Origin of the sequence: Corallococcus exiguus, from assembly GCF_009909105.1 — a bacterium.
Lineage (GTDB): Bacteria > Myxococcota > Myxococcia > Myxococcales > Myxococcaceae > Corallococcus > Corallococcus exiguus.
Genome location: NZ_JAAAPK010000002.1, coordinates 1,150,653 through 1,172,934, shown reverse-complemented (window position 1 = coordinate 1,172,934; position 22,282 = coordinate 1,150,653). Strand labels below are relative to the sequence as shown.

The window sequence follows — 22,282 nt, the reverse complement described above, 5'->3', positions numbered from 1 at the left end:
GAAGCTCCGGGTTGAAGTTCAGGTGTGACGACACCTGTGAGGACTGGCAGCCTGGAAGGGTTATTCATCCGTCGCGGGGACGGCACCGGTGACGCGGGCGAGTGACGCCAATCCGACGCGCACGTCGTGCCAGCTCTTGCCGCGCTCGGCGGAGGCCTGGGCCAGCGCGGTGAAGGCGTCCACCAGCTCACGCGTGTCTCCGGTGCCCAGGTCGAAGGCGGCGTAGGCGGCGGTGGCCCAGCGCTTCGCGTTCTTCTCCGCCTCCGTGAAGGACTTCGCGCGCGAGTAGGACGCGGCGAGCTGGCTCTGCACCTGCGTGACTTCCAGCTGGATGCCGGCCTTGAGCGTCAGCTCCTGCGCGCGCAGCTTGTCCAGCTCCGCGCGGGCCTGCTCCAGCTGCGCGTCCTTGATGGGGATGTCGAAGGTGCCCCGGATGACCAGGCCCAGGCCCGCGGTGCGGTCGTTGAACGGGTCGTACGCGAAGGGGCTGCGCTGGCGCGTGGCGCTGCTCGTCCAGCGCACGTCGTAGTAACCCGCGAGCCCCAGGTCCGGGTAGTAGCTGCGCTCGCGGATGATGACCTCCTGCTCGCGCGCGATGATGCCCGCGGCGATGGCCTTCAGCTCCGGGCGGCGCTCGTTGGCCTGCTTCAGCGAGGTCTCCAGGTCGGGCACGTTCACGTCACCCTGGAGCGGCAGGTCCTCCTCCATCACCTCCACCTGCTCGTCCGGACCCGCGCTGGCGAGGAGCCGGATGGCGGTGAGCGCGAACTGCTCGCCCTGGACGGCGGTGGCGCGCTGCGACTCCACCAGATGGCGGAAGTACCCCAGCTTGTAGGTGTCCAGCTTCGTCACCTGATCCGAGTCCTCCTTGAGGAGCGCGTCGATCTTGTCGCCCGCGTCCTTGAGGCGCTTGGACACGTCCTCCAGCTGCTTCAGGCCGGCACGGGCCAGCTGGTAGCCGTAGTACGCCTGCGCGGCCTGGAAGCCGGCCTCCGCGCGCACGCGCTCACGCAGCGCCGCGCCCACCTTGGGGCCCTGCTCGCCCGCCTTCTCCAGCGCGGAGAGCTTGCCGAACGTGTACAGCGGCAGCACCGCGTTGCCGGTGGAGAACACCGTCACGCCCACCTTGCCGAAGTTCCAGTCGCCTTCCAGCGACGCCTCCGTGGTGGGCGGGCCGCCCAGGCCGTTGTTGCGCGCCTCGGGGACGGGACCGCCCGCGCCCAGGGTGATCTCGAACCGGGGGAACCAGGCCCAGCGGGCCTGATCATAGAGCGCCTGGAACTTGCGCAGCTCCGCGCTGGCCTCCGCCACGCGCGCGTCCTGCGTGCGAGCCCGCGCCACCAGCTGGGCCAGGGTGATGGGCCCCTTCAAGGGCTTCGTGGCCTGGGAGGTGCCCGGGGCCTGGGTCTGGGCTTCCTCCGGGGCGCCCCTGGGAGCGCCAGGGGTGAGGTCACCCCGAGCGCCGTCTCCCGAGCCGGGGGCGATGGGTGACGTGCCCAGGTCCTGCGCGCCCGGCGTGGCGGAGGCCGGCTTGGGCGTGCCGGCGGTGGCACCCTGGGCGGCGGCGTTGCCCGGCTCGGCGGCCGGACCGGGGTTCACGGCGGCGGGGCCCGGCAGCGGCGCGCGCGTGCCAGGGGTGGGGTTGGCGGCGGACGAACCGGTGCCCGAGGGGCCGGGGGCCGGAGTGGTGCCGGGCGAAGGGGTGGGCACGGTGCCCGGGGACAGGTTGCCGGGCGAGGGAGCCGCGGTCCCCGGCGCCCCCGTTCCAGGAGCATTCGAGGGGGCTGTCGTGGGCGAGATCTGCGCGCCCGCCACGCCACCGGTGAGCATCATTGCCACTGCGACGACCCTGCCGACTTCTCTGCCCATGCTGTGGTCCGCCTCGTGTGCCGCCGGGCATATCCGGAAGCCCGCGACGGCGCAGCATTTCTGTGCACCTACCCGGGGGGCCGGATGTCGGCTTCCCTCCAGTCGGCTCGCGCGGGACGGCGCGTAGAGGGCGTGACAGTCGCGGACATTCCGTTCAGACAGTGCTTGGTGGGCGCGGACAAGGACCGCAGAATCCCGCGCCAGTTTCGACGCCTTCCTTCAAGGAAAACCCATGGCCTACACCGACCGCGTCAAGCAGATCCTCTCCTGGTATCCCTCCGACAATCCCGGCACGTTGACGAACCTGGCGCGCCTGCTGAACCACGGCACGCTCGCGGGCACGGGCAAGCTGGTCATCCTGCCGGTGGATCAGGGCTTCGAGCACGGCCCCGCGCGCTCCTTCGGTCCCAACCCCGCGGGGTATGATCCGGACTACCACGCGCAGCTGGCCATCGACTCCGGCTGCAACGCGTACGCGGCGCCGCTGGGCTTCCTGGAGGCCATCGCGGGCAAGCTGGCCGGTGAGATTCCCCTCATCCTGAAGGTGAACAACTCCGACTCGCTGGCCAAGACGGCCGCGCCCATGTCCGCGGTGACGTCGTCCGTGAAGGACGCGGTGCGCCTGGGCTGCGCGGCGGTGGGCTACACCATCTACCCGGGCTCCGCGGCCCGCAACGAGCAGTACGAAGACCTGCGCGACATCATCGCGGAGGCCAAGTCCTACGGCCTGCCCACGGTGCTCTGGGCCTACCCGCGCGGCGCCCTGAGCAAGGAGGGCGAGACGGCCATCGACGTGGTGGCGTACGCGGCGCAGATCAGCGCGCAGATGGGCGCGCACATCATCAAGGTGAAGCCGCCCACGGACTTCCTGGAGCAGGCGGAGGCGAAGAAGGCCTTCGAGAAGGCGAACATCTCCACCAAGACGCTCTCGGACCGCGTGCGCGAGGTGGTGCGCTCCGCGTTCAACGGCAAGCGCATCGTCATCTTCTCCGGCGGCGAGGCGAAGGAGACGTCCGCCCTCATGGAGGACATCAAGCAGATCCACCAGGGTGGCGGCTTCGGCTCCATCATGGGCCGCAACGCCTTCCAGCGTCCCCACGGCGAGTCGCTCAAGCTGCTCAAGGACGTGATGAACGTCTTCGCGGGCAAGTAGTCCCCGCGCGGTCATCCGTGGCGTGGCGCCCTTCCCGGCCCCGTACTTCGCGGGACGGGCGCCAGGCTCACGGGACCGTTTCGCCGTGAACGCTGGCAGGCTGGCAGGCGCTGGAGCGGTCGGCCTCCCACGTTCGTCCCATGGCCTCCCAGAGGGGCTTCGATTACGCAACGGGGATGAGTCACGGTTCCAGGACGTCCGGTGGGCACGGTGCGAACGCACCCGCGCCCCGGCCGGACGACGCCGACCGCGCGGCGGCCCGGGGGGTGCTCGCCGGAGGTGGCGAGATGGGCGCCCTGATGCGCTCCATGGACTGGTCCAAGACCCCGCTGGGTCCGGTGTCCTCCTGGCCGCAGTCCCTGCGCACCATCGCCAGCGTCTGCCTGAACTCGGGCTTCCCCATGATGGTGTTCTGGGGACCGGACGCGGTGAAGCTCTACAACGACGCCTACCTGCCCATCCTGGGCAACAAGCACCCCTTCGCCATGGGGCGGCCCGGGCGCGAGGTCTGGACGGAGATCTGGGACGAGATTGGTCCGTGGGTCGAGCAGGTCCGCCGCGAGGGCCGCGCCATCATGGCGGAGAACCAGTGCCTCTTCATGGTGCGCAACGGCTTCCTGGAGGAGACCTACTTCACCTTCGCCTACAGCCCCGTCCGCGACGAATCCGGGGCCATCAACGGCGTGCTCGACACGGTGGTGGAGACCACCAGCCAGGTGCTGGACGCGCGCCGCCTCCGGACGCTGCAGGAGGTGGCTTCACGCGCGGGCGGGAGCCTCCGCGTCCATGACGCCTCCACGCGCGGAATGGAGGCGCTCGCCACCAACCCCGCGGACCTCCCGTTCGCGCTGCTCTACCGCGTGGACGCGGACGGCGCCCGGGCGCGGCTGGAGGGGCGCATGGGCCTGGAGGCGGACGGCGCCTTCTGCCCTGGTGAGGTGGGCCTGGAGGCGGGCGCGGCCTCCCCCTGGCCCCTGGCCCAGGCGATCCGCTCCGGGCAGGCCGAGCGGGTCCAGGGGCTCGAGGCCCGCTTCGGGCCCCTCCCCCTGCGGGACGGCGTGCCTCAGCCGGGCTCCGCGCTCGTCCTGCCCATGGCCCGCCCCGGCGAGTCGAATCCCACGGGCGTGCTCGTGCTGGGCATGTCCCCGCGGTTGCCCGCGGATGCGTCGTACCAATCGTTCCTGGAGCTCGTCGCCGGGAGCCTGGACGCCGCCATCGCCGGGGCCCGCGCGCACGAGGACGCCCGGCGGCAGGCGGAGGCCCTGACGGAGTTGGATCGGGCGAAGACGGCCTTCTTCTCCAACGTCAGCCACGAGTTCCGCACGCCGCTGACGCTGATGCTGGGGCCGCTGGGGGACGCGCTCGCGGACGTGGATCATCCGCTGCAGCCCGCGCACCGCGAGCGGCTGATGCTCGTCCAGCGCAACAGCCAGCGGTTGCACAAGCTGGTGAACAGCCTGCTCGACTTCAGCCGCCTGGAGGCGGGCCGCATGCGGGCCACCTTCGAGCCCACGGACCTGGGACCGCTCACCGCGGGGCTCGCGAGCGCGTTCGACTCGCTGGCGAAGAAGGCGGAGCTGGGGCTCCAGGTGGACTGCCCTTCCCTGTCCACCCCTGTCTGGGTGGACCGCGATCTCTGGGAGAAGGTCGTCCTCAACCTCCTCTCCAACGCCTTCAAGTTCACCTTCCACGGAACCCTCACCGTCCGGCTCCGCGAGCAGGAAGGCCGGGTGGAGCTGTCCATCAGCGACACGGGCACGGGCATCCCCGCGCACGAACTGCCCCGCGTCTTCGACCGCTTCCACCGGGTGGAGGGCACGCGGGGGCGCAGTCATGAAGGCAGCGGCATCGGGCTGGCGCTCGTGCGGGAGCTGGTGGAGCTGCACGGCGGCCGCGTCGCCGTGGAGAGCACGCTGGGCCGGGGCAGCACCTTCACCGTGTCCCTGCCCACCGGCACGGCGCACCTGCCGCCCGAGCAGCTGAGGCATTCCTCGCGGGAAGCCGTCCGGGCCCCGAATCCGGAGGTCTTCGTTCAGGAGGCGGCGCAGTGGCTGTCGGACGCAGAGGAAGCGCCCGCTCCCGTGCCCGTCCCGAAGGCGCCCCCGGGAGTCGTGCGGGGGCACGTGCTCGTGGCGGACGACAACGCGGACATGCGCGACTACGTGCGGCGGTCGCTGGAGGGCCGCTTCACGGTGGAGTCGGTGGCGGACGGCGCCTCCGCCCTGGCCGCGGTGCGGGCGCATCCACCAGACGTGGTGCTGTCGGACGTGATGATGCCGGGGCTGGACGGCTTCGGGCTCCTGCGCGCGCTGAAGGAGGATGCACGCACGGCGCACGTCCCCGTCATCCTCCTGTCCGCGCGCGCGGGCGAGGAGGCGAAGGTGGAGGGCCTCACCGCCGGCGCGGACGACTACCTGGTGAAGCCCTTCGGCGTGCGCGAGCTGGTGGCCCGCCTGGAGGGAACGGTGAACGCCGCGCGGGCCCGCGCCCAACGCGAGGAGCTGCTCCAGGCGCTCAAGCTATCGGAGACGCGCTACCGGCTGGCCACCCGGGCCACGAAGGACGCCGTCTGGGACCTGGACCTGAGTACCCAGCAGCTCACCTGGAGCGAGGGCGTCCACACGCTCTTCGGCTACCCGCTCGACGCGGTGCCCCCCGAGCTGGACTGGTGGACGGACGCCGTCCATCCGGAGGACCGCGCGCAGGCCGTCGAAAGCCTCCACGCCCTCGCGGACGCGCCCGAAGGCAGCGACTGGCGCGCCGAGTACCGCTTCCGCAAGGCGGATGGCACCTATGCCCAGGTGGAGGACCGTGGCTGGGTGGTGCGCGACGAGGCCGGGACCGCCATCCGCATGGTGGGCGCCATGCAGGACGTCACCCTGCGCAAGGCCGCGGAGGACGCCCTGCGCCGCAGCGAGGAGGAGTTCCGCACGCTCGCGGAGGCGCTGCCGGAGGCCGTCTTCGTCACCGCCCCGGATGGCTCGGTCATCTACGTGAACGGCGTGCTGACGGAGGAGACCGGCGTGAGCGCGGAGACGCTGTTGGACCGGGGTTACCGGCACGTCATCCATCCCGACGACCTTGCCTCCAGCGCCCAGGCCTGGGGGGAGGCCCTGCTGCGCGGCGACCGCTTCCAGTCCGAGCACCGGGTGCGCTACCGGGACGGCCTGTACCGCTGGCACCTGGTGCGCGCCCTGTCCGTGAGGGACGCGGAGGGCCGGATCACCAAGTGGGTGGGCACCTCCATGGACGTCCACGAGCTGCGCCAGGCCCAGGCCCAGCAGCAGCAGCGCGCGGACTTCGAGCAGCAGCTCATCGGCATCGTCAGCCACGACCTGCGCAACCCCGTGAGCGCCATCCTCCTGGGCGCCGCCAGCCTGATGCGCCGCGAGGAGCTGGACGAGCGCAGCACCAAGGCCGTCAGCCGGATCCAGTCCGCCGCGGAGCGGGCCCACCGGATGATCCGCGACCTGCTCGACTTCACCCAGGCGCGCCTGGGCGGCGGGCTGCACATCCAGCGGCGCGCGTCGGACCTGCACGAAATCGTGGACGGCGTGCTCGAGGAGATTGAAGCCACGCACCCGGACCGGGAGATCCGCCGGCGCCGGAGCGGCAGCGGCCTGGGCGCGTGGGATCCGGACCGGCTGGGGCAGCTGGCCCAGAACCTGGTGACCAACGCGCTGAAGTACAGCCCCCGGGACAGCGCCATCCGGGTGGAGACCCACGGCACGGCCGACACCGTGACGCTGTCCATCCACAACGCGGGGGCCCCCATCTCCCCGGAGCAAATGGGCCGCCTCTTCCAGCCACTGCAGCGCCCCAGCGGCGAGGTGGACCACAGCAGCCGGAGCATCGGCCTGGGGCTCTACATCGTGAAGAAGCTGGTGGAGGCCCACGGGGGCATCATCACCGTGGAGTCCACCGCCGAGGCGGGGACCACCTTCACCGTGCGGCTTCCCCGCGACGTCCCGGCGAACCCGTAGCGAGGGCGCCGAGACGCGGCCCCCTCTGTCGGAGGCCCCAAAAGCGAAAGGCCCGCGAGATTTCTCTCGCGGGCCTCTCTCAATTCAGTGTGGAGCTAACCGGGATCGAACCGGTGACCTCTTGAATGCCATTCAAGCGCTCTCCCAGCTGAGCTATAGCCCCGTCTCTTCTACTGCGTGCTGCCCGTTCCGCCGTGGGGGGCGGTCCGTGCCGTGAGGCGGCGCGACTTCTACGGCTTCTTCGTTCCGGACGCCACAACTTTTTGCGGCTTCGCGACGGTTTTTACCTTCAAACGATCCGCCACCTCTTCTCCTTCCCGAAGCAGGTCGGTGAGGGACGCGGCGTGGTCCGCCGCCGCCTTCTCCGCCGCCGCGATGTTCTGCAGCAGCCGGGCAAAGCTCGCGGGCAGCTCCAGCCGGCCTGCCTGGACGGACTGCCAGACGGCCTCGCCCAGCTCGCGGTGGGTCTGCTCCTTCTTGTCCTTGAGGAAGGCCGCCTTGCCGTTGGCCCGCGCCAGTTCCGTGTTGCGCTCGACGGCTTCCCGCAGCTTGGCCAGCTTGGCCTCGGCCGCCTGGAAGGCCTCGTTGATCTGCTGCATCACTTCGTTCTGCTTCGGATCTGCCGCCACGGCTGTCACCCTCGGGAGAGGAGAAGGTCGTTCGTGCGTAACGTGGCGGCTCGGCGACTGTCAACCCGCCTTGCGGACCAGCCGGGCGGCGAAGAAGCCCCCGCCAGGGACCCGGGGCGGCAGGGCGCGCAGGTAGGGACCGTCCACTCCCACCAGGAGCTCCGGCGCCCAGCCCTCCCCCACCGGCTCCAGGGCGAAGCCCGGGTGCTTCTGGAGGAAGCCCTCCACCACCGCGTCGTTCTCCTCCGGCAGCACGGAGCACGTGGCGTAGATGATGCGCGCCCCCGGCTTCACCTGCGCGGCCACCTCCGCGAGCAGCTTGGACTGCGTGGCCTGGAACTCCGTGATGGCCTTCGCGGACAGCTTCCACTTCTGATCCGGCTCGCGCGCCAGGGACCCCGTGCCGCTGCACGGCGCGTCCACCAGCACCACGTCCACCGCCTCCAGCGGAACCGGGTGCGGGAACGTCACCTGCTTCAGGCCGAACTCGCGCACCCGGTCGCGCGCGTCCGAGAGCCGCCGCTTGGAGCGGTCTCCCGCGAGCACCTTCCCCTTCGCGCCCACCAGGTCCGCGAGCCCCAGCGTCTTGCCGCCAGCCCCCGCGCATACGTCCGCCACGGCGAGCCCCTCCAAGGTCGCCCCGGGAGGCAGGCACGCCAGGACGATGAGCTGACTGCCCACGTCCTGCACCTGGAGCCGCCGGGCCTTCATCGTCCGCGACTCGAAGATGCGGTGGCTGGAGTCCGCGACCCGCAGCGCGTCTGGAGCGCAGGGCACCGCCTCCACCGCCACGCCCTCCTCCGCCAGCGCCGCGAGCACCGCGTCGCGAGTGCCCGGGGGCCGCGCGCGGAAGTGCAGCGACGGCTCGTCATCCAGGGACGCCATCAGCCCCGCGAGCGTCGCTTCCGGATACACCTGCGCCAGCCGCTGCGTGAGCCAACCGGGGAACGAGTACCGGGTGGCCAGCCGCTCGATGACGGCCTCCGAGCCCTCCGCCGCGGCGGGCTCCGCGAGGGGCTTCGTCGCCAGCCCCTCCAGCACCGCGTCATGCAGCGTGCGCGGCCGCACCGGTCCCGGCAGCTTCACCTCTGGCCCGATGCGCGCCCAGCCCTCGCCACAGAAGAGGCGCCGCCAGAGCGTGTAGCGCACCAGCGCTGTATCTTCCGTGAGCGCGTGCTTGCCCGGGGAATGCCCCAGCTGCCGCGCCGCCAGGTCCAACAGCCGCGTGTGCCGGGACAGCTCGCGCGCCGCCAGGGCCACGAAGCGCCGCTCCTGTCCGCCCAGGCCTTCCGCCTCCCTCAGCGCGGTGGCGAGCGCGGCCTTCAACGGCTCGCCCTTGAGGACAGCGATGTGCGTCTCCACCGCCGCGGTGGCCGCGCGCCGGGACGGACGCCCCAGACGTGACGGCTCATGCGGCGTGGGCCAGAGGGGAATGTCCACGGGTGACCTCTTTGCCTAGCCGCGCAGCGGAACGCACACGGCCAGCGCACCGGCCCACGTCTTCACCTGGGGCGACGCGCCCTGGGAGAGGAACAGGTAGCACGGTGCCGAATAACGCTCGCCGTCCAGCTCCAGGTCGCCCTCCAACAGGAGGACCCCATGGGCGGACCGGGAACGGCTCCAGAGAAAGGCGGCTTCGGCGGCCAACCTCATCCACATCCGGTCGCTGTCCGGCGCCGCACCGGCACACTTCACTCCGGGTGATGATTCAATCCACTCCGGTGAGTCCCCGTCCACGGGCGCCTGGGAGGCGGCGACCACCTGGCGCTTGAGCGTCAGGAAGCGCTCCACCAGCTCCATGATGTCGTCGACCTGGAAGGGCTTGATCAGCAGCGCGTCCGGCACCGAGGGGTGCAGGACCTGGGCGACCTCGTCCGAACTGGCGGCGCTGACGATGGCCACCGGGTGGCGCTGCCGGCGCGCGGCCTCCAGGACGCCCCGGCCGTCCGTGTGCCCCCCAGCGATGCGCATGTCGGTCATCACCAGCTCGAAGCGGCCCGCCGCCAGGGCGCGCAGCGCTTCGTCGAGGGTGCCCACCGCCTGCACGTCCGCCAGCTCGGAGACCAGCTCTCCCATTCCTTCGCGTAGGCTCGGATCATCCTCGACCAGCAGGACCTTCATCGCATCTTCCAGCGCGGGGAACAGGGGAGCGCTTTCACGTTCGGGCGGCCCGTAAACGACGGCATCTCGGGCGCCGGGTCTGCGTTTGAAGATGGCCCTCCCCGGACTCGAACCGGGACGCGGGGTCAGCCGCAGCGGATTTTGAGTCCGCCTCGTCTACCAATTTCGACAGAGGGCCCCTTGGGTGTGAGCGAGGCGGCCGAACGTATATCGCGCCTTCGGTTCGTGTGCATCCGAAGATTGCGGCTGTCCACGCACACCGCTAAAGGGGCAGCGCATGTACAACCTCCTCATCTCCCTGGCCATCGGGCTGGCGGTCGGCGTGCTGGTGAAGTTCGCCGGCGGCTTCTCGTGGTGGGCCGGCATCGTGCCCGGCGTCATCGTCTTCTTCGCTGCCTACATCGTGCTCGCCCGCCGGGTCTCCACCCGGGTCCAGGCGCTGATGACGACGGTGCAGAATGATCTCCAGGGTCAGCCCGCCAACCAGAAGGAGGCCCAGGGACGCGTGGACCGCGCCGTCAAGACGCTGGAGCAGGGCCTTGTCTGGGACAAGTGGCAGTTCCTGATCGGGCCGGAGCTCCACGCTCAGATCGGGATGCTGAAGTACATGGTGAAGGACCTGGACGGCGCGAAGCCCCACCTGGAGAAGGCCAGCGGCCGCAACTACATGGCCAAGGCCATGGAGGGCGCCCTGCACTTCCGCCGCAATGACGTGCCCGCCATGAAGACCTCCTTCGAGGCCGCGGTGAAGAGCGGCAAGAAGGAGTCCATCGTCTGGGCCGCGTACGCGTGGTGCCTCCTCCAGCTGAAGGACAAGGACAGCGCCCAGCGAGTGCTCGCGCGCGGCGTGGAGCAGAACCCCTCCGACGAGAAGCTCAAGGGCAGCCTCGCTCAGTTGCAGAACGACAAGCGTCTCAAGATGAAGCCCTACGAGCCGCTCTGGTGGCAGTTCGGCCTCGAGGCGCCCCCGATGATGCCTCCCGCGGGTGGTGGCCGCCGCGTGCAGTTCACGAACCGGCGCTGAACTCCCGGCGGAGTGACGGCCCGGCGCCAATGCAATGGCGCCAGGGCCCCCTTTCGCTGCTTGCAGCAACCCCGTCGAGGCGCCTCGTTGAGCGCGCTTCCGGGGAGTTCCCAACGGATCAGCCGCTCTACCCCACCTCCGCGCACGGCGCCGGAGCGACGCGCGTCCGGCAATTCCTACCGTGCGCGCGGGCTCCACGCTGCAACGTCTTCCGGCTGTCTTGTTGGCTGTCTCGCCGGCCCCCATGCAACCCCCTGAAAAGAGGCCGTCCCGCAGGTGAAGCGCGGGGCACAAGGCTTGCTCTCGGGCAGGGGCACGCGGGTGATCGGAACGGATGGTTCCCAAAGCCCCCGCGGAGGCGGACGGGCTTGGCAGCCGGAGGTCTCGGGTGAAGTTTGGATGGGTGGGTGGGTGCTTGCAGGACGAGGCGGCGGCGGGTGCGCGTGGGGCGCAAGGGCGTGGGGAGCACCTGGAAGGGCGTGGCGCCCGAGACTTTCGGCCTGCCATTTCGGGTCAGGCGAGCGGAGCGAACCAGTTCATGGAACGGCACGGCCGCAGCAGTGAGCGCGCGCTCCTGCTCATCATCGAGGACGACACCGGCGTGCGCGAAGGCCTGATGGACCTGCTCGCTCCACGCTTCGACGTGCTGGCCGCTTCGGACGCGGACGCGGGCGTGGAGCTGGCGCGCGAGCACCGCCCGGACCTGGTGCTGCTGGATCGCTTCCTGCCCTCCGGGGATGGGCTGGCGGTCCTGGAGACGCTCCAGGGCGACGTGCGCACGGAGATGGTGCCGGTCATCTTCCTCACGGGGGACGCGGACGAGGCGACCCTGGAGCGATGCCTGGAGATGGGCGCCGTGGACTTCATCCACAAGCCGGCGAGCTCGCGCGAACTGCTCGCCCGCATCGACCGCGCGGTTCGCCAGAGCGAGCAGCAGCGCAAGCTCCAGGTGCTGGCGCAGACGGACGCGCTCACGGGCCTGGCGAACTTCCGGGCGCTGTCGGTGCGGCTGGAGGACGAGTTCAAGCGCGCCCTGCGCTACGGCTACGCGATGAGCGTGGTGGTCATCGACCTGGATCACCTGAAGGCCATCAACGACGGCATGGGCCACGACGTGGGCAACCGCGCCATCCTGGCCCTGGCCACGCTGATGCAGGGCAACCTGCGCGAGTCCGACTTCGCGGCGCGCTTCGGCGGAGACGAGTTCGTCGTGCTGCTGCCGCACCAGACGTCGCATGAGGCCGCGGTGTTCGCGGAGCGCCTGCGAACGGAGCTGCGCGGCGTGAACGTGCAGCGCGGTGACGGGCGCCCGGCGCCCTTCGGGTTGAGCATCAGCGTGGGCGTGGCGGACCACACGGCCGACTCCCCGCGTGAGAGCACGGAGGCCTTGCTGAAGGCGGCGGACGCCGCGCTCTACGAGGCCAAGCGGGAGGGGCGCGACCGGGTGGTGGTGTACGGCCAGTCGGTCCACTCACCGGCGGCGCAGCGGCACTGACGGCGGGAAGGGAACGAGGGCGCGCGATGAGCGGAACCAGCAAGCTGGCGAGTGGTTCGAGGGTGGCGATCGTCGGCGGCGGCATCGCCGGGGCGGGGCTGGCGGCCTCTCTTCTCTTCAACGGCCGCGCGCGGGGCGTGGCCCTGGACGTGCGCGTCTACGCGGGAGGCACCGAGGAGCGCACCGCGCCCCCTGCCCTGCTCACGCCGGAGTGCCGCTCGCGGCTCGCCGCGCTGGGCTGCCGGATTCCTCCGGAGTGGCGCGCGCACGAACTGCGCGGCGTGGAGATCATCTCCCAGGGCGAACGCGAGCTGTTGCCCTGCGCGGCCGGCGGCCTCTGGGTCGTGGATGGCTGGCCCCGCGGCGAAGGCGGCCTGGACATGGTGCGCCACGTGCTGTCCACGGCGGCCAGCGCGCAGGGCGCCCGGTTCGTGAACCGCCACGTGGAGCGCGTGGAGCGGCAGGCGCCCGCCCCGGACGCGCCCACGGCGGTGCGCAACGCGGGCCCCCTGGTCGTCCGCGCGCAGGGCAGCGGTGAGCGCTTCCACGCGGTGGCGCTGGCCGCGGGCGCGGGGCCGCTGTTGGGTGACGCCTTCTTCAAGGGCTTCAAGCCGGCGCCGTCCATGCCGGCGGTGCAGGCGCGCATCCAGGGCGGGATGCCGGGCCGGGACCTGGCGCCGGTGGCGCGGCTGTGGGTGGCGCCGCTGCCCACCGTGGATGCGCTGTTCCTCATCCCGGGCGCGTCGTCCGTGTACGCGCTGGCCTTTGGCGCGGCGGTGACGCCCGCGGACCTGTGCCAGGTGCTGATGATGGCCGCGCGCGACGGCCTGCTCGATGAAGGCTTCGAGCTCACCACCCTGGAGACGACGCGCCTGCCCTTCGGCCCCGGCCGCATGCTGGTGGCGCCCGGGCAGCTGGTGGTAGGCCCCGCGGCCTTCGGCCATCCGCTGCAGTTGGGCCTGTCGGAGACGCTGGCGTCGTGCAGCCGCGCCGCGGTGGCGCTGCTGGATGGCGGGCTGGACGCACCGTCGCTGGAGCGCCGCTACGTGCGCGACGGGCTGGGCGAGTTGATGGAGGACGCGGCGGCGGGAGCGCGCTCCCTCACGTGGCTGCGCCGCGCGGGCAAGCGGGCTCCGGCGGCGTTCGTCGCGGCACGCGCGAAGCACACGGCGGGCGGCGTGTACGGCGGTGGCGTGCTGGGGTTGAGCTCCCCTACTCCGCTGGGTCTCTTGTCCGCGGCGCGCTGGTCGGGCGTGCGGGAAGTGGTGGGCTCGTGGCTGCGCACGCCCATCGAGCCCGTGCCCACGCTGGTGCCGGAGGTGGAGCCGGACCTCTACTACGTGGTGGACGACGACGCGGACACGCGCGAGGCGCTCACGCTGCTTTTGGAGAGCACCGGCGCGCGCGTGGTGTCCTTCGCGGACGAGCTGGCGCTGTTCTGCGCGGTGGCGCGCCGTCCGCCCACCGCCATCCTGTTGGACGTGGTGCTGCACTGGGTGGACGGCCTGCGTCTGTGTGAAGGCCTCAAGCAGCACCCGCTCACCCGCGACACGCGAGTGCTGGTGATGAGCGGCCTCAACCGTCCGCACGTGCGTCAGCGCGCGCTCGACGCGGGGGCGGAGGCCTTCCTGCCCAAGCCGGTGAACCCGGACCGCCTCCTGTGCCAGCTCACCGGCCGCGTGCCGGACCCGCTCGGCTCGCTGCGCGACGTCATCCGCCCCTCGGTCGCGGAAACCTTCGGCGAAGACCGTTTTGCGTCCTGACACCCACCTTCACGCAACCACAATCACGCTGACGGGATAATCCCTACAAACGCATGAAACTTCGCACTTCATGCTCCATCAAAAGGGAATCCCTCATGCTCGCCTCGAAGTTCTTTCGCGCCACCCAGACGTCGTCGCGGTTGCTCAAGCACGCGCCGGAGATCACCCGTTCGTTCTCCACGAAGGTTCCCTCGCAGGAGGATCAGTCGCTCAAGCTCCGCGCCGAGCAGAACCGGATCAAGTTCCAGCAGCACGACATCATGAGCGACATCATGGACGTCGAGGATCGGCGTGACGGCGGCAACAACCAGTTCGCGCCGCGCATCCGGCCGGAAGTAGAGCTGACCCGCCGGGACAACTTCCCCTTCAACGAGGTCCAGCCGAAGTACGACACGCCGAAGTCGGCCATCGACCGCGACGGCAAGCTGCAGCCGGTGGATGCGAAGGACCGCACGGTGACGCTGACGGCGCACGTGGACGGCGCGAAGGAGACGAAGGCCCACTCACCCTTCACGTCCTTCAGCGGCGTGCCCGTGGGCGTGGATGGCCAGGCCACGGAGAAGAAGCTCGTGGACAACCCGGACTACGGCCAGAGCCGCATCGTCCACAACCCTGCGCGCGACGCGAAGGGCGGGGACGTCTTCGATCAGTTCGACATCCAGCGGGACATCCGCACGTCCACGCATCCGGGCCTGGACGAGACGGCCGTGAACCGCAGCCAGCCCGGCACGCCGGTGTGGCAGCCGGAGCCCCACGAGCGGCCGATCCTCGCGGACGTCGGCGTGGATCCGACGAAGCCCAGCTTCACCTACCGCGAGCGCGCGAGCATGAACTCCGCGCGGGATCAGGAGTACCTGGTGCGCGGCACCATCCACGACTTCTCGCTGGAGCGCCCGGACGCCAAGGGCGACCTGAAGCACGTGTCGCGGGATCAGTTCTCCGACCAGTTCGACGACGCGCACAAGAAGACGAAGTAGGCCGCGAACCGGTCCGGCGCCGAGCACCGGCGCCGGTCCCCCCCGGCCGAGACTTCACCCGCCGATATCCCTACTTCACCCACGGTGAATGAGCGCCAGAGGGTGTCATCCTGGTGCTCAAGCCTCCACGCGATGCAGTCCCCGCCGCAGGATGAGCGAGCCGGACATCATCGAGATGCCTCGGAAGAAGACGGCGAGCCCCACCATCGTGCCCACGAGCCACACGGAGGACGCGGGCCATCTGGCCATCACGCTGAGGCCCAGGACCAGGGAGATGAGGCCGTAGGCCAGGTCCCATCCCCACTGGAAGTAGCGGTCCATGACGGAGGTGATGACGTGGAAGAGGCCGGTGGCGAAGAAGTAGCCGGCGATCAGCAGCGTGAGGGAGGCCAGCCCCGCGGCCGGGTACATGACGGTGAGGATGCCGACCACGGTGGTGAGGACGCCTCCCAGCATGAAGGACCAGAAGGCACTCCTGCTTTCGCTGCGTGAGCGGACGGCCGCGGCGATCTCCAGGACGCCACCAATCACCAGCATCATCCCCACGAAGAAGACGGTGACCATGCTGGTGAAGAACGTGGCGCCCAGCAGCACGACCCCCGCGATCGCCGTCAGCAGGCCCAGGAGGAAGGGGCCGCCCCACATGGCGGAGGCTCCCCGGGAGGGACGGTCCGGCTGGGTTTCCGGCGCGCGTTCAACGTTTGTTCGCATGGCGATCTCCACGGTGATGGCTGCCCGCCTCGGGCCCTCGGCCGCCTGTCGGTCCGGGAGTGGACGTGGTGGGGGTAGCGCTTCCTCGTGGAAGATGGGCGCGCGACCGGGCGCGAACAATCGGCGCCGCGGGACGAAATGAGGCGGAACGGCGAGCAGGGGCCAGGGCGGCCTGCCGCGCCTAGAGGGCAGGACGAGCGTACGGTGGCGACAGGAACACCGCGCCGGGCTCCTTGCGGAACCAGGTGAGTTGCCGCTTGGCGTAGCGCCGGGTTTCCTGCGCGGTGTCGGCGATGGCCTCTTCGCGGGTCATCCGCCCCTCCACCACGGCGCGGGCCTGCACGTAGCCGACGCTGCGCATGGGTGCCGCGTCGGCGTAGCCCTGCTCCAACAAGGCCCGTGTCTCCTCCACGAGCCCCCGGGAGAAGAGCGCCTCCGTGCGCGCGTTGATGGCGGCGTAGAGGGACTCGCGCGGCGGGTCGAGCACGTAGAGCTGGAAGGGATAGCGGTCCGGCGCGAAGGCATGGGCGCGGCGGAACTCGGACGCGGGCACGCCTGTCTGCGCGTGGATCTCCAGGGCGCGGACGACGCGCACCAGGTCCTGGGGGGGCAGCTTCGCCGCGGTCTCCGGATCCACCTCGGCCAGCCGGCGGTGCACGGCCTCCCTCCCCTGCTCCGCCGCGAGCGTCTCCAGCTCCGCGCGCAGCGAAGGCAGGGCGCCGGGCGCGTCCACCACGCCGTGCAGCAGGATGCGCAGGTACAGGCCGGTGCCGCCGACGATGAACACCGGCCGGCCCCGCGAGGCGATGTCCGCGATGGCCGCGTCCGCACGGCGTTGGTACTCGGCGGCGGAGAAGGGCTCGAGCGGATCCACGCAGGAGACCAGGTGGTGCGGCACGGCGGCCAGCTCCTCGGCGGACGGCTTCGCGGTGCCGATGTCGAAGGCGCGGTACACCTGCTGCGAGTCCGCGCTGACGATCTCCCCGCCCGCGTCGCGAGCCCAGGCGATGGCCAACGCCGTCTTCCCCGACGCCGTGGGTCCAGCGATCACCGTCAACGGCACCCGCGTCTCAGCCACCAGCGTCCGCCTCCCACGCCCGCTGTAACGCAGACGCGAGGCGAGCGCGAGCCCCCGCTATGCCAGCCGCGCCCGCACCACTTCCGCCGCGCTGGCATCCCGCGAGAACACGAGCCGGGTGGTCTCCACGGACGACAGCACGTGTCCAGCCGCGCCCACCAGCGCCCCCCGGCCCGCGGGCGTGGGCTCGGGCAACAACGCATTCAGCAGCAGCACGCGGGCCACCTCCCCCGCCCCCTGCGCGTCCCACCGCGAAGTCGAATCCCAGCCCAGCGTGCCCACCGCGACGAGCGCCGCCTCGGCCGTCCGGGTCGGCACATTCCAGGGCGTCCCCGCGGCCCTCCACCCACCCCCCTCCACGGGCCACACCGCGACCAGCTCATCCGCGAGCACCGTCCCGCCCGCCTCAAGCCACAGCCCGCCGAGGGTGCTCTTGCCCGCGCCGGAGTGCCCCACGAACAGCGCGGCCCGGCCCTCGTGCACCAGCCCCACGCCGTGGATGAGCAGCCCGCCACGCTTCGCCAGCGAGGACGCGAGCATCACCTTGATGACGTTCTCCACCGGGTACCGCCCGGCTCCAATGACGTCCGCGTGGCACCGGTCCGGGGAGAGCAACGCGGAGTACCCGGCGCCCTCCACGCGCAGCGTCCCCGAGTCGCCAGGCTCCAGCCGGGGCAGCTCCTGCACGGTGGGGGGAGCAATCGGGCTGGGAGGGTTCCGCATCACCAGCCGGGCATCGGGAGCCACGGCATCCGGAGCGAGGAACGCGCCGAACACGCGCCGGAGCGGACCGGCGAGCGCGTCATCCTCCACATCGAGCGCCACGGTCCACCCGGCCAGGGTGATCCGGAGCGCGCCGTCACGGGGACCCGACAGGGGGTCCCCGCCGTTCACGGCATGCACTCCGATTCGCCGGGGATGGTGCACATGGACAGCTGCGCCAGCGCGACGAAGGGCTGCTCCCACAGGATGGCGGGAGCCACGTACACGGCGGGCGCGGCCGGCGGCTTCGGCACGGAGGGACCCGCGGGAGGCTGTGAAGGTCGTTGGCTCACGTGATGGCCCACCTAGAAGGGCACCGGGAAGGCACAGATTCGACCATCCGTGGTGCCGACATGCAACCGGCTTACGGTGTGGTCGATGGTCGGCACGCCAATGGCCTGCGCCGGCCCCACGGTCACCTGCCCGGTGTCCGCCCCACCCTCCAGCTCCAGTTGGTGGACCTTTCCGTCCGTGCTGCCGACGTAGAGGCGCGCCACCCCGTTCTGGTTGAGGGTGAAGGAGCCGGACGGGTTCTCGACAGGCGTCGTCCACAGCAGCTTCGGCACGTTGGTCGCGTCCATCTCATAGCGCTCCACCGTGTTGTTCGTCCGGCTCACCACGAAGCCGCGCCCCTGGGGTCGCGCGAAGTGGGAGAACGTCCGCTGCGAGGCGCTGTCCACCTGGACGGTCCACGCAAGCGCGAAGGTGGACGGAGTCACGCCGTGCACCCGGCCGTCGTTGGCGGTGACCAGGATCTGGTTGCTCGTGGCGTTGCGGACGACACCGAACTCCAGGTCGCCCAGCGACAGCCGCGCCACCTCCGCGCCCGTGAGGCTGTTGAGCACGCGCAGCGTGGCCGCGCTCGTGCCCGACCGGGTCGGCACGTAGAGCCGGTTCGTCGTGTAGTCCATCAGCATGCCGCCGCTCACCATGCCCAGGTCCCCGGGCCGGTAGCGCCAGATGAGCGCGCCCGTCGCCGCGTTCAGCGCGACCACCTGGTTCTGCGCGGACGTGTTGCGCGTGGCGAAGATGGCCAGGTCCACGTTCGAGTACGTCGTCCGGTATTCCGGGTTCGCGTAGTCGAGCAGCTGCGTCACCGGGAACGAGCTGATGTTCCCCAGGCCCAGCGTGTTGTTCCTCCAGAGGAACTCGCCCGTGGCCGCGTTGAGGACCGCCGGCACGCCGGTCTGATCTCCCACGACGATCCACTGCTGCCCGGGCCGGCCCAGCAGCGGCACCACCGGGAAGCGAGTGGCGATCTTGCCCGCCATCTTCACCGGCCGGAAGCGCTCCGCGCCGTCCTCGGACGGGTTCACGGTGTGGGTGAGCGTGGCCACCACCGAATCGTTGAAGGAGCTGAAGATGCCCACGCCCAGCTCCGTCACGGGCTGCAGCGTCGTGTCCAACCCCACCGAGTAGCACCACAGCGGGTTGCCCGCCACGCGCGCCCGGGGCGTGGCCAGCAGCCCCTGCGAGGTGGGCTGGTTGCCCGGCCCGTAGCGCAGCTGATCATCCGCGTTGAACACGCGGTAGGTGTACGTCGTGCCGTTCGTCACCGCCGTGTCCGTCATGGACGACGCGGAGCTGAACTCGTCCTCGTAGGCCACCGTCGCGTTGCCCAGCACGTCACCCACCGCGTAGCGCACGCCGCTGGTCGGCGCGGTGTTGGGCGGATTCGTCCCCTGGGCGCGCAGCACCAGCGTGCCACCGTGGTTGAAGGGGTTGTCCCAGGTGAGCGTCACGCTGCCGTCGCGGGCCACGCCCGTGAGGCGATCCACGTCCGGTGCCGCGGTGACCGCGAGCAGCGTCATCGTCGCCTCCACGCGGATGCGCGGATCGTTCCAGCCCTGGTTCAGCTCCAACCGGTGGCGGAACGCCGTGTCCGCGAGGACGGCGGTGAAGCCCGAATAGGTGATGCGGAAGGTGGCCTCGCCGCCCACCGGGATGCCGGACTCCGACTCCCAGAGGTAGCTGGTCGTGTCCGTGTAGACGTTCCAGTCCCCGAACGCCTGTGGCCCCGACGCGGCCACGGAGAAGTAGTTCACCGCGGGCTTGAACAGCTTCACCTCGTAGATGGGCAGCGTGCCCCGGTTCTGTACCGTGTAGCCCACCGTCAGGGACGTAGCCGCCGTGGACACCGTCTCATGGCTCAGCCGCACGCGGTGCTCCACGATGCGGCCCTTGCGAGCCGTGACCAGGTCCCCCGCCACCGCCGAACCGTTGAGCGTCCCGTCCACCTGCGCCTGGAACTGGTAGCTGGCGCCGGGCGCGCCCGACACCTGATAGCGCCACGTGAACTGCGCGGAAGCCCCCGGCGCCAGCTGCGCCACGCTCTCCGGCGACGGACCGGACACGAGCGACGCCGTCGCGTTGCCCAGCGGCACCGGCGCGCGCGGGCGCACCTGCGTGTACGCGTTCGTCGTGGACGTGTTGAACACAATCAGGCGCAGCGTCACCTGCTCACCGGCGAACGCGTCCACGACGTCCATGTCCGCCGCCGCGACCAGGTTGCCCACGTTCGCCAGGGGCGAGTCCACCAGCGGCGCGTTCGAGTTGCTCGTGCGCGCCCGGACGCGCGCGGCCACGGCGCCGGCGGCGGTAGGCCTCAGATTGACCGCGAAGACGCCCGCGGACCGCACCGCCACGGACCTGCCACCGTCCTTGTTCACGGTGGTGAGGGGCACGCTGCTCGTGGAGGTGGGGTTGTCCACGCTCACGGTCGCGGCGCCGGTGCCGCGGTTCTCCACCACCACGCGCGCCACGGTGGAGCCGTTGACCGCCAGCACGCGCGGCACCAGCGTCACGTTCGCGGCCAGGATGCCGCGAGTCCATGCGGTCATGTTGTTGACGTTGAACGTGTAGCTCGTGCCGTCGCACTGGTCGCGGGCGTACGTGCCCGCCGCCAGGCGCTCGGTGGTGTTGTCGGTGGTGCGGTTCGACGGGCCCACCACGCTCAGCACGAAGCGTGCGGTCTCATTCCGAGCCAGGCCGCGCCCCTCGTCCACGCAGCCCCACGTGGACTGGAAGGTGATGCGCCGCTCGTTGGCGTCGATGTACTCGACCTTCCAGTTCGGGTTCTCCTCCGCGGGCAGGCCCCCCAGGATCTGGTAGCCCGTCGGAAGGACGAAGGACACCTCCGACACACGGGCGTCGCTCGTGGCCGTGGTCGTGTTCGTCACCTCCAGAACGAGGTCGGACGCGTCTTCCATCACCACGCGCGCGACGGTCTCTCCGGCGGAAGGGACGGGGCGCACGGTCCAGGTCTGGGAGAAGCCCACCGCGGGCAACAGCACGGCGAAGAGCGCGAGGATGCGGACGTTCATGGCGTGCCTCACGTCACGGCTCCAGGGTGAAGGACGTGGCGGCCAGCTGCGCCCCATCCAGGAAGAAGCGCACCTGCCAGGTGCCCGTCATGCGCGTCATGGACACCGGCGTGCCCGCCACCGGCAGCGAATAGCGCAGCGTGCGCGTCTCGTCCGGCGGTGCCTCCACCGTCGCGCTGCGCTTTTCGTACGGACGTCCGCCCGGCGCGATGAACTCCACGTCCACCAGGCCCTTGTTCCGCACGCCGCTCACCACGAAGTCCACGTCCACCTGCTGCACCTCGGACAAAGCCGCGGGCTCCGAGCCCACGCCCACCACCTCCGCGCTCCCGGTCGGGGGCGGCAGCGGCACCGGCGGCGGCTCCTCCTCGAAGACTTCTTCCGGAGGCGGCTCTTCGTCCGTGGGGGCTGGAGGCGGCGGCCGGGCCACGCTCCCGCCACCGGCCAGCACGTCCGTTGGATCCACGGGGGTGACGGGGCCGCTGCCCTGCCCTGGTTTCACGGCCGACGACGGCGGCAGGGGGGACACCCCTTCCGAGCACGCCGACAGCACCATCGCCCCCGCCAGCACGGCCACGAGCGCCCGCATCATGTCTCCTCCAGAGGCGCGGCACCGGCCGGCGCGCGCACTTCGTCCAACAGACCTCGCCGCTGAAGCTCCCCCAGGAAGCCCAGCGTGTCGGTCAGCACCGGACCGACGTCGGTCGAAAACTCGGAAGCCACCTGCTCCGCCACCGCCCGGGCCGTGCGCTTTCCGTCGCACAGCGCCCAGATGCGCGCCGCCGTCGGGTTGAGCCCGCGCAGCGTGCGCCCCTCCGCGTCCAGCACCAGGAAGTCCGCGCCGAAGCCCTCCCCCGAGGTCCCCAAACGCTTCCGGGGAACGCTGCCTTCCTGAAAGCTCATGCGCGGCCCGTCCTTCCCAGCCACGCGGCCACCTGGCGCTTCAGCGTCGCGCGCCAGCGGCCCAGCCGCTGGGGCCCCACGTCCCAACGGTCCATCTCCAGCAGCGTGCCGCCCCGGCGCACACGCCGCGCCCGCCCGAGGATACGGACGAGAGGCAGCGGCGGATCTTCCATGGCGCCATTGTCCCCACGAAGCGCACAGAGGCTGCCGTCGCACCACCGCACCCGGTGCAGGACCAGCGAGGACTCGAAGCGCGCCAGCACCACCTCACCCGGGCGCGGCGCCTCCATCAGCGGCTCCACCTCCGCCACGTCACCCGCCCGCAACGACGGCCACATGCTGTCCCCGGCGACAGGGATCCAACGTGGGCCATCGATCATGGAAACGGGCTGGGGAGCGCTCGACATTGCGGATGGAATCTTACTCCACCCTCTCAATGTCCGCGAATCTCCGAGGCCTCAATCCCCCAGCGATTCCCAGGACTTACGCTG

18 protein-coding genes and 2 tRNA genes are annotated in these 22,282 nt (G+C 71.0%); 6 read left to right on the top strand and 14 right to left on the bottom strand.

All coding sequences use genetic code 11. The features are described 5' to 3' along the window. Positions 1–60 precede the first annotated feature (60 nt). Entirely contained in the window at positions 61–1,869 is a 1,809-nt protein-coding gene (locus GTZ93_RS11185) for a TolC family protein (protein WP_161662768.1), read from the bottom strand. A 232-nt stretch (positions 1,870–2,101) separates the two neighbouring features. On the opposite strand from GTZ93_RS11185, the gene GTZ93_RS11180 reads away from it, so the two are divergent. Next, positions 2,102–3,022 (top strand): class I fructose-bisphosphate aldolase, encoded by a 921-nt coding sequence (locus GTZ93_RS11180; protein ID WP_139920614.1) that lies wholly within the window; start codon positions 2,102–2,104, stop codon positions 3,020–3,022. Between the two features lie 287 nt (positions 3,023–3,309). Next, entirely contained in the window at positions 3,310–7,005 is a 3,696-nt protein-coding gene (locus GTZ93_RS11175; protein ID WP_257979361.1) for an ATP-binding protein, read from the top strand. Between the two features lie 90 nt (positions 7,006–7,095). Here GTZ93_RS11175 and GTZ93_RS11170 read toward each other — a convergent pair. From GTZ93_RS11170 to GTZ93_RS11150, 5 genes are all read right to left on the bottom strand, one after another. Then, positions 7,096–7,168: transfer RNA gene (locus GTZ93_RS11170), tRNA-Ala, on the bottom strand. A gap of 67 nt (positions 7,169–7,235) precedes the next feature. Further along, on the bottom strand, positions 7,236–7,634 hold the full coding sequence (locus GTZ93_RS11165; protein WP_120580131.1) for a hypothetical protein: 399 nt from the start codon (positions 7,632–7,634) through the stop codon (positions 7,236–7,238). A 60-nt stretch (positions 7,635–7,694) separates the two neighbouring features. Then, positions 7,695–9,074 carry an RsmB/NOP family class I SAM-dependent RNA methyltransferase gene (locus tag GTZ93_RS11160; protein ID WP_180946128.1) on the bottom strand — a complete coding sequence of 460 codons (1,380 nt, stop codon included), beginning with the start codon at positions 9,072–9,074 and terminating at the stop codon, positions 7,695–7,697. A gap of 15 nt (positions 9,075–9,089) precedes the next feature. Continuing rightward, positions 9,090–9,755 (bottom strand): response regulator, encoded by a 666-nt coding sequence (locus GTZ93_RS11155; RefSeq protein WP_139920618.1) that lies wholly within the window; start codon positions 9,753–9,755, stop codon positions 9,090–9,092. Positions 9,756–9,847: 92 nt separating this feature from the next. Next, a tRNA-Leu gene (locus GTZ93_RS11150) sits at positions 9,848–9,933 on the bottom strand. A gap of 99 nt (positions 9,934–10,032) precedes the next feature. On the opposite strand from GTZ93_RS11150, the gene GTZ93_RS11145 reads away from it, so the two are divergent. The 4 genes from GTZ93_RS11145 to GTZ93_RS11130 all read left to right on the top strand — a co-directional run bounded on the left by GTZ93_RS11145 (position 10,033) and on the right by GTZ93_RS11130 (position 15,014). Continuing rightward, the gene (locus GTZ93_RS11145) at positions 10,033–10,779 is read left to right on the top strand and encodes a tetratricopeptide repeat protein (RefSeq protein ID WP_120580133.1); all 747 of its coding nucleotides are present in this window, start codon (positions 10,033–10,035) and stop codon (positions 10,777–10,779) included. A gap of 538 nt (positions 10,780–11,317) precedes the next feature. Beyond that, positions 11,318–12,274 (top strand): diguanylate cyclase, encoded by a 957-nt coding sequence (locus GTZ93_RS11140; protein WP_120580134.1) that lies wholly within the window; start codon positions 11,318–11,320, stop codon positions 12,272–12,274. Positions 12,275–12,300: 26 nt separating this feature from the next. Further along, the gene (locus tag GTZ93_RS11135; protein WP_139920619.1) at positions 12,301–14,037 is read left to right on the top strand and encodes a response regulator; all 1,737 of its coding nucleotides are present in this window, start codon (positions 12,301–12,303) and stop codon (positions 14,035–14,037) included. Between the two features lie 95 nt (positions 14,038–14,132). Next, positions 14,133–15,014, top strand: a complete 882-nt coding sequence (locus GTZ93_RS11130) for a hypothetical protein (protein ID WP_139920621.1) — start codon at positions 14,133–14,135, stop codon at positions 15,012–15,014. A gap of 117 nt (positions 15,015–15,131) precedes the next feature. On the opposite strand, the gene GTZ93_RS11125 is transcribed toward GTZ93_RS11130, so the two are convergent. From GTZ93_RS11125 to GTZ93_RS11090, 8 genes are all read right to left on the bottom strand, one after another. Continuing rightward, entirely contained in the window at positions 15,132–15,725 is a 594-nt protein-coding gene (locus tag GTZ93_RS11125; protein ID WP_257979362.1) for an HdeD family acid-resistance protein, read from the bottom strand. Positions 15,726–15,906: 181 nt separating this feature from the next. Continuing rightward, the gene (gene miaA / locus GTZ93_RS11120; protein ID WP_139920626.1) at positions 15,907–16,788 is read right to left on the bottom strand and encodes a tRNA (adenosine(37)-N6)-dimethylallyltransferase MiaA; all 882 of its coding nucleotides are present in this window, start codon (positions 16,786–16,788) and stop codon (positions 15,907–15,909) included. Between the two features lie 72 nt (positions 16,789–16,860). Beyond that, positions 16,861–17,697 carry a hypothetical protein gene (locus GTZ93_RS11115; protein ID WP_315967320.1) on the bottom strand — a complete coding sequence of 279 codons (837 nt, stop codon included), beginning with the start codon at positions 17,695–17,697 and terminating at the stop codon, positions 16,861–16,863. After that, complete coding sequence (locus GTZ93_RS11110; protein WP_158624425.1) at positions 17,694–17,858, bottom strand: hypothetical protein; 165 nt, start codon at positions 17,856–17,858, stop codon at positions 17,694–17,696. Before GTZ93_RS11110 ends, GTZ93_RS11115 begins: the two co-directional genes overlap by 4 nt. A gap of 12 nt (positions 17,859–17,870) precedes the next feature. After that, the gene (locus GTZ93_RS11105; RefSeq protein WP_139917341.1) at positions 17,871–20,888 is read right to left on the bottom strand and encodes an outer membrane protein assembly factor BamB family protein; all 3,018 of its coding nucleotides are present in this window, start codon (positions 20,886–20,888) and stop codon (positions 17,871–17,873) included. 13 nt (positions 20,889–20,901) lie between these two features. Then, complete coding sequence (locus GTZ93_RS11100) at positions 20,902–21,480, bottom strand: hypothetical protein (RefSeq protein ID WP_139917343.1); 579 nt, start codon at positions 21,478–21,480, stop codon at positions 20,902–20,904. Further along, positions 21,477–21,791: a PqqD family protein gene (locus GTZ93_RS11095; protein ID WP_120577474.1), complete on the bottom strand. Its 315-nt coding sequence runs from the start codon at positions 21,789–21,791 to the stop codon at positions 21,477–21,479. The genes GTZ93_RS11100 and GTZ93_RS11095 overlap by 4 nt, the downstream gene beginning before the upstream one ends. Beyond that, on the bottom strand, positions 21,788–22,171 hold the full coding sequence (locus tag GTZ93_RS11090; protein WP_219629062.1) for a S24/S26 family peptidase: 384 nt from the start codon (positions 22,169–22,171) through the stop codon (positions 21,788–21,790). The genes GTZ93_RS11095 and GTZ93_RS11090 overlap by 4 nt, the downstream gene beginning before the upstream one ends. Positions 22,172–22,282 lie beyond the last annotated feature (111 nt).

Excerpts from the sequence above, each read along its gene's own strand:
- GTZ93_RS11130 (WP_139920621.1), top strand. The coding sequence starts at position 14,133 with ATGCTCGCCTCGAAGTTCTTTCGCGCCACCCAGACGTCGTCGCGGTTG.
- GTZ93_RS11155 (WP_139920618.1), bottom strand. The coding sequence starts at position 9,755 with ATGAAGGTCCTGCTGGTCGAGGATGATCCGAGCCTACGCGAAGGAATG.
- GTZ93_RS11185 (WP_161662768.1), bottom strand. The coding sequence starts at position 1,869 with ATGGGCAGAGAAGTCGGCAGGGTCGTCGCAGTGGCAATGATGCTCACC.
- GTZ93_RS11180 (WP_139920614.1), top strand. The coding sequence starts at position 2,102 with ATGGCCTACACCGACCGCGTCAAGCAGATCCTCTCCTGGTATCCCTCC.
- GTZ93_RS11125 (WP_257979362.1), bottom strand. The coding sequence starts at position 15,725 with ATGCGAACAAACGTTGAACGCGCGCCGGAAACCCAGCCGGACCGTCCC.
- GTZ93_RS11140 (WP_120580134.1), top strand. The coding sequence starts at position 11,318 with ATGGAACGGCACGGCCGCAGCAGTGAGCGCGCGCTCCTGCTCATCATC.
- GTZ93_RS11090 (WP_219629062.1), bottom strand. The coding sequence starts at position 22,171 with ATGATCGATGGCCCACGTTGGATCCCTGTCGCCGGGGACAGCATGTGG.
- GTZ93_RS11175 (WP_257979361.1), top strand. The coding sequence starts at position 3,310 with ATGGGCGCCCTGATGCGCTCCATGGACTGGTCCAAGACCCCGCTGGGT.
- GTZ93_RS11135 (WP_139920619.1), top strand. The coding sequence starts at position 12,301 with ATGAGCGGAACCAGCAAGCTGGCGAGTGGTTCGAGGGTGGCGATCGTC.
- GTZ93_RS11095 (WP_120577474.1), bottom strand. The coding sequence starts at position 21,791 with ATGAGCTTTCAGGAAGGCAGCGTTCCCCGGAAGCGTTTGGGGACCTCG.
- GTZ93_RS11145 (WP_120580133.1), top strand. The coding sequence starts at position 10,033 with ATGTACAACCTCCTCATCTCCCTGGCCATCGGGCTGGCGGTCGGCGTG.
- GTZ93_RS11105 (WP_139917341.1), bottom strand. The coding sequence starts at position 20,888 with ATGAACGTCCGCATCCTCGCGCTCTTCGCCGTGCTGTTGCCCGCGGTG.
- GTZ93_RS11100 (WP_139917343.1), bottom strand. The coding sequence starts at position 21,480 with ATGATGCGGGCGCTCGTGGCCGTGCTGGCGGGGGCGATGGTGCTGTCG.